Annotated in this window: 4 protein-coding genes; 1 reads left to right on the forward strand and 3 read right to left on the reverse strand. The window is 71.1% G+C overall.

The features are described 5' to 3' along the window. Positions 1-171: 171 nt before the first annotated feature. Entirely contained in the window at positions 172-1,602 is a 1,431-nt protein-coding gene (locus NBW84_RS03985; protein ID WP_250281806.1) for a gamma-aminobutyraldehyde dehydrogenase, read from the reverse strand. Between the two features lie 510 nt (positions 1,603-2,112). Continuing rightward, complete coding sequence (locus NBW84_RS03990; RefSeq protein ID WP_250281807.1) at positions 2,113-3,519, reverse strand: aspartate aminotransferase family protein; 1,407 nt, start codon at positions 3,517-3,519, stop codon at positions 2,113-2,115. A gap of 507 nt (positions 3,520-4,026) precedes the next feature. Between NBW84_RS03990 and NBW84_RS03995 the strand changes: the two genes are divergently transcribed. Beyond that, positions 4,027-5,364: an aminotransferase class III-fold pyridoxal phosphate-dependent enzyme gene (locus NBW84_RS03995; RefSeq protein ID WP_250281809.1), complete on the forward strand. Its 1,338-nt coding sequence runs from the start codon at positions 4,027-4,029 to the stop codon at positions 5,362-5,364. A gap of 142 nt (positions 5,365-5,506) precedes the next feature. On the opposite strand, the gene NBW84_RS04000 is transcribed toward NBW84_RS03995, so the two are convergent. Then, the coding region (locus NBW84_RS04000) for a polyamine ABC transporter substrate-binding protein (RefSeq protein WP_250281811.1) at positions 5,507-6,768 on the reverse strand (1,262 nt) is incomplete at its 5' end.

Raw genomic sequence — 6,768 nt, forward strand, 5'->3', positions numbered from 1 at the left:
TCGCCCGGCAGGCCGATCAGGTCATGCGCCCTACGAGTACGGATCTCATCCATGGCCGTCCTCCGACCATTCATCACAGGTCGGCCGGGTGCGGTGCGGTGCGGTGCGGTGCGGGATGCCCGCCCGTGGCACCGTCACGGCCCCCGGCCGGCCTCCGACAGCCCGAACCGGTCAGAACTCGATGTTGCTCATCACGTGCTTGACCCGGGTGTAGTCCTCCAGACCGTAGATCGACAGGTCCTTCCCGTAACCGCTCTTCTTGAAGCCGCCGTGCGGCATCTCGGCCACCAGCGAAATATGGGTGTTGATCCATACACAGCCGAAGTCGAGCCGGCGGGCGACCCGCATGGCCCGCCCGTGGTCACGCGTCCACACGCTGGAGGCGAGCCCGTACTCGACCCCGTTCGCCCAGGCCACCGCCTCGTCCTCGGAGCTGAAGCGCTGGACGGTCACGACCGGGCCGAAGATCTCGTTCTGGATCATCTCGTCGTCCTGGCGCAGGCCCGCGACCACCGTCGCCGGGTAGAAGAACCCGGGCCGATCCAGCGGCTCCCCACCGGTGAGCACCTCGGCGTGCGACGGCCTGCGCTCCACCAGGCCGTGGACCCGGCCGAGCTGGCCGAGGTTGTTCAGCGGGCCGTAGGCCGCCGCCGGCTCCTGCGGTGGCCCCGTCCGGGTCGCCCGCGCCTGCTCGGTGAGGGCGACAACAAGATCGTCATGGACGCCCGGGGCCGCCAGCACCCGGGTGGCGGCGGTGCAGTCCTGGCCGGCGTTGAAGTAGGCCGCGCCCGCGATCCCCGCCGCCACCTCCTCGGCGTCGACGTCGTCGAAGACGATGACCGGCGCCTTGCCCCCGAGCTCCAGATGGACCCGCTTGAGGGAGTCCGCAGCCGACCGGGCGACCTCCATGCCGGCCCGGACACTGCCGGTCACCGACGCCATCGCGGGCAGCGGGTGGGCCACCAGCGCCCGGCCGGTGTCCCGGTCCCCGCACACCACGTTCAGGACGCCGGGCGGCAGGAACTCGGCGGCGATCTCGGCGAGCAGCAGCGTGCTCACCGGCGTCGTCTCCGACGGCTTGACGACCACGGTGTTCCCCGCGGCGATCGCCGGGGCGAACTTCCACACCGCCATCATCATCGGGTAGTTCCACGGCGTGACCTGCGCGCAGACCCCCACCGGCTCCCGGCGGACGAAACTGGTGTGACCGGCCAGGTACTCCCCGGCCGAGCGGCCCTCGAGCAGCCGGGCGGCACCGGCGAAGAAACGGATCTGATCCGCCATTGGCGGGATCTCCTCGTTCATGGTCAGCTCGATCGGCTTGCCGGTGTTCTCGCTCTCCCCCCGGACGAGGTCCGCGGCGCGCTTCTCAACCGCGTCGGCCAGCCTGAGCAGGGCCCTGGCCCGCTCGCTCGGCGTGGTGTCGCGCCAGGACTCGAAGGCGCGCCCGGCCGCCTGGACCGCGGCGTCCACGTCGGACGGGCCGGACAGGGACGCCTCGGCGAAGACCTCCGCGGTGGACGGGTTCACCAGCGGCATCGTGCGGCCGCCCGCCGCCGGGACGCTGGTACCGCCGATGAAGTTCGTCAGAATCCTGTCCATACGCACACTCCGGTAGCCGATATGGATCGAACGGACCTGGGGCCGGGCCGGCGTCGACCGGATTGCCGGCTGGCGTCGGCACCGGGTTCCCGGCCGGGCTCCGAGCGCGCGAGAAGAGCTGTGGCCGCGCGTTCTTCGGCCGGTCGCGGAATCCCCGGGCGCGAGAAGGCCACTGACAGGCAGACTAGACCACGGATTACGTCCCCGTCAGAAGGATTTGACGCAGAAATCATACCGAAATATCCCTTGAGCGTCATATCCCCGGTCATCCTTGAGCCGCCTCTCAGGAAGTCCTTCGGATATCCTCAGCCTCCCCCGGTATCCCCCGCCGTGCCCCCTGGCACTCCCGGGCGCTCCCGGGCGGCCGGCCGGGCCACCCGCGCGCCCGAGGTCCCCTCGATGGCCCGGCGGTGCTCGTCAGCGGGTGGCGCCCGCCTGCCACGTGGTGACAGTCCGTCAGCAGATGCCATCCCGCCAGGCCGTGACATTCCGCTATGAGGTGACATTCCGTCACGAGGTGATATCGCGGGCCAGCGCGTCCAGGGAGTCCAGGTAGCGGTCGACGTCGGCCTCGGTGTGCTGCACCGACAGCGTCCACTCCTCCTCCCGGCCCGGCGCCATCAGCACGCCCCGGTTGGCGTTGTACAGCCACGCGAGCTCCGGCAGCGCCGCGTTCTGGTGCGCCATGAACGAGGTGTAGTCGCGGATCGGCGCGTCGGTGAAGTGGACGCAGCCCTTCGAGCTGATCCCGACCGTGTAGCCGAGCAGCCCGTGCCGGCGCAGGATCTCGTCGCAGCCGGCGATCAGCAGCTCACACAGCCGGTCCAGGTGGGCGTACGCCTGCGGGGTGAGGACCTCCAGCAGGCTCGCCCGGGCCGCGGCCATGGTCAGCGGGTTGCCGTTGAACGTCCCGACCTGCTTGACCCGGTCCGACGCGACCACCTCCATGATCTCGGCGGTCGCGCCGAGGGCGCCGGAGGGCAGACCGCCGCCGAGCGCCTTGGCCAGGGTGACCATGTCGGGCCGGACGCCGAACCGCTCGGTCGCTCCCCCGGGCGCCACACACAGCCCGGTCTTGACCTCGTCGAAGATCAGTACGATGCCGTGACGCCGGGTGATCTCCCGGACGGCCTCCAGGTAGCCGGGCTCGGGCAGGATCACCCCGAGGTTCATCATCGCGGCTTCCATGATCACACATGCCGGTGGCCGCCCGTCGGCGACGAGCGCCTCGATCCGCCGCTCCATGGCCGGGGCGTCGTTGAACGGCACCGGCACGGTCAGGTCGACGACGGCCCGCGGTATCCCCTCGCCATAGGCGAGGGACGCCATGTTGTCGGGCGGGCCGATCTCGTCGTACGGGGTGCCGATGGAGACCATCACGTAGTCGTGGTGGCCGTGATAGGAGCCGAAGATCTTGATGATCGTCTCACGCCCGGTGACGGCCCGGGCGATCCGGATCGCGTCCATGGTCGCTTCCGAGCCCGAGTTGACGTAGCGCCACTGCGGCAGGCCGAAACGGCGTGCCAGCTCCTCGCTGACGATCAGGGAGTCCTCGGTCGGCATGGCGAAATGGCTGCCCAGCCCGATCCGCTCCCGCACCGCCCGGACGATCGCCGGGTGCGCGTGCCCCTGCACCATCGAGCCGAAGCCGTTGTGGAAGTCGCAGTACTCGCTGCCGTCGACGTCCCACACCCGGGAACCGCGCCCGTGCGTGAGGTAGATCGGCCAGGGATCACGGGCCTGGTAGGACGACGGGACCCCACTCGTCATCGAGCGCACCGCCCGGTCGTGCATCGCCCGTGAGCCCGGGGTGCGCTCCTGTAGCCGCAGCTCCTCACGCTCGGTAAGGGCGGCCACCCGCTCGTCACGGCGGGCCGGCAGGATGCCATCCTTCGGTTCGGATGCTGTTCCGGCCATGTGCTGCGCCCCCTCCCAGTGACCTCGCCTCCGCCCAGTGACCTGGGAATCCGGAAATCGCGAGGACCCGACCGGGCCGCTCGGACCACCGGCGCCCGGTAGGGAAAGCGTAGCCCGCCCGGCACCGGCCGGCCCGGTCCACAGCTGACGCGCGAAAGACAGGACCGTCCTGCCACCGGCCTGGCGCGAAGTGCGGGAACCCGCACCGACAGCCGTCCCGGAAATGCCAGCTCCATAACGGATGAAGAACTCCGGGAGGATTTCCACCGCTTACAGGATTTCTGTTGCTTACGGACTACCGATTATTTCCGGGCGTATCCGGTAGAACAAATCATGATTGTTCCCGGTTCGCCCCCCGATGCGGGCGGGCCTGGCGGGGACGGGCCTGGCGGGGACGGCGTTGTCCCGCCGCCCTCCGAGCGAGCCCCGCCACGCGCCCGGCGGAACGACGGGCCTGGAACGACGGGGCTGTTGCGACGCTGCCCGGGACGTGCGCTACTTGCCTGCATGCCACGCCCCGCGCCCGCGTCACACCCCGCCCAGCCGGGCTCCCGCGCCCGGCCGCACCCTGCCCAGTCGCCTCCCAGGACGGGGGAACCGGCGGAGCCGGGGCCGCTGCTGCACCCGTTCGCGCGTCCGGCGGCGCCCGCGGGGTCGTTCCTGCGGATCGTCTCCGGCCGGGGCGCATACGTCACGGACGACTCCGGCCGCCGCTACCTCGACGGGATGGCGGGCCTGTGGCACTGCGCGGTCGGCCACGGCCGCGAAGAGATCATCCAGGCGGTCGCGGCGCAGCTGCGGGAGCTGGACGCGTTCCATCTCTTCGAGCGGTTCACCAACGCCCCGGCCGAGGCGCTCGCCGAGCGGCTCGCCGCGCTCGCGCCCATGCCACAGGCGCGGGTCTTCCTCACCAACGGCGGGTCCGAGGCGGTGGACAGCGCGGTGAAGATCGCCCGTCTCGCGCACGCCCTCGCGGGCCGGCCGGAGCGGACGATCATCATCAGCCGCTCCCCGAGCTATCACGGCGTCACCTACGGCGGGATGACCCTGACCGGGCTGCCGGCCAACCGGGAGGGATTCGGCCCAGGGGTCGGCGATGTCGTCCAGGTCGACAAGGACGACCTGGACGCGGTGGGCGCGGTGCTGGCCGACAGCCACGGCCGGGCCGCCGCGGTGATCGCGGAGCCGGTGATCGGCGCCGGTGGCGTCCACCCGCCGCGGCCGGGCTACCTCACCGGGCTGCGCGAGCTGTGCGACCGCCATGGCGTGTTCCTCATCCTCGACGAAGTGATCACCGGCTTCGGGCGGCTGGGGAACTGGTTCGGCGCGGACCACTTCGGCGTCCGGCCCGACATCGTCACCTTCGCCAAGGCCGTCACCAGCGGCTACCAGCCACTCGGCGGCGTGCTCCTCGGGCCCGCCGTGCACGAACCGCTGACCCGCCCGGATGTGGTGCTGCGGCACGGCGGCACCTACGCGGGGCACCCGGCGGCGTGCGCGGCCGCGCTCGCCAACATCGGCCTGCTGGAGTCCGAGGGCCTGATCGGCCGGGCGCCCGCGATAGGTGACCGCCTCGCGGCCGGCCTGCGCTCGGTGGCGCGGACGCACGGCCTCACCGACGTGCGCGGCCGCGGCGCCATGTGGGCGGTCGACCTGCCAGCCGGGGTGGATGCCACCGCGATACGCGACCACATGCTCACCCATGGTGTCATCGTCCGTCCGATCGGCGCGTCGACCCTTGCCTTCTGCCCGCCGCTGGTCGTCGGCCTCGCCGAGGTGGACACGCTGTCGGACGCGCTGCGAGCCGCCCTCGACGCCGACGCCGGCTCCGACGCCGGCACCTGATCCGGGCCCGGCACCAGATCCGGATCCGGGCCTGCGCCGGCCCTGCCCGGCAGGCCGTCACAGCCAGCGGATCATCACAGTCGGTGAGTCGTCGCATTCGGTGGGTCGTCGCATTCGGTGGGTCGTCACATTCGGTGGGTCGTCAGGGCTGGTAGACGGACTGGAACAGGCTGTTCCACTCGACGGCCTCGAGCCGGCTCAGGACGCGGTAGCGCCGCAGCCGGGAAAGATCCGAACGGACCGGGAAAACCAGCGGGCTGTCGGCGGTGGCGACCAGCTGTGCCTGCGTGGGGCCGCTGGCGGTGCCCGCGTCCCGGATGATCTTATCCCGTGAGAACGGGACGGGGGTGATGTAGTTGATGCCCTCGGCGAGTTTCGCGGCGATGTCGGTCTGGTAGACGAAGTTCATGAAGGTGATGGCGTCCACCGGATGTGGCGCGGTGACCGGGATGCACATGCTGTCGGTCCACAGGATGCCGCCCTCGGTGGGAATCACGAAACGCAGGCCGGCACCCTCGGAATTGGCCTGGAAGATGTCCCCGGACCAGGCCATGGACAGCCAGATGTCCCCTTTCCTGAGCGGCTCGATGTAATCCTGCTGGTAGTAGTCGCGGACGATACGGGCGTCCCGCTGCCCGCGCAGGAGCTCCGCGGCCTTCCGCCAGTCCGCCGGCGTCGAGGCCTCCGGCGTGATCCCCATGCCCACCAGGGTGAAGTTCGGCAGGTCCCGGACGTCCCCGAACATCCCGACCCGGCCGGCGAAGGCCGGGTCGAACAGGTCACGGAAGCTGCTGATCTCCCGGCCGGTGCGGTTGGGATCGTAGGCGATCCCCGTGATCCCCGACTGCCAGGCGACCGTGAACCGGTTGTTCGGGTCGTAGGAGGGATTCGCCACGCTCTCGTCGGCGTTGGCGAGAAAGGCCGGCAGCCGGCCCGCGTCCAGCGGCGCCAGGTGGTTGCGCCGGATGAGGTCCGCGAGCACCTGCCCGTTGGGGATGACCATCAGGTCGTAGCCGGTCGGGCGGCTCGCCTCCAGCAGCGGCCGGATCCCCGCGTAGAACGACTCGTCGTTCTCGATGACCTCGCGGTAGGAGACCGTGATACCGGTCGCGCTGGTGAAGACGTCGAGCGTCGGATGGCTGTCGGGCCGGCCCGGGGAGGTGTCGATGTACAGCGGCCAGTTCGCGAAGTCGAAGTGGCCGGCCTGCGTCCGGCCGTTCCAGTATTCGGCGACGCCGCGTTCCGGCAGCGGGCTCGGCTCCGGGGGCAGCGGCGGCGCCACGGGGCGTTCCTTGCCGCATGATGCCGCCAGCAGGGCACCACCGCCGGCCAGCGCGCTGGAGAGGCCCAGGCCGGCCAGGCCGAGGAACTCCCGCCGCCCGAGCCCGCCGCGGCCCGCCGCCC

The sequence above is a fragment of the Protofrankia sp. CiP1_Cm_nod2 genome (assembly GCF_920664355.1).
GTDB lineage: Bacteria > Actinomycetota > Actinomycetes > Frankiales > Frankiaceae > Protofrankia.

What these genes read in the sequence shown, in the direction of transcription:
- NBW84_RS03985 (WP_250281806.1), bottom strand. Translation starts at nt 1,602, where the DNA reads ATGGACAGGATTCTGACGAACTTCATCGGCGGTACCAGCGTCCCGGCG.
- NBW84_RS03990 (WP_250281807.1), bottom strand. Translation starts at nt 3,519, where the DNA reads ATGGCCGGAACAGCATCCGAACCGAAGGATGGCATCCTGCCGGCCCGC.
- NBW84_RS03995 (WP_250281809.1), top strand. Translation starts at nt 4,027, where the DNA reads ATGCCACGCCCCGCGCCCGCGTCACACCCCGCCCAGCCGGGCTCCCGC.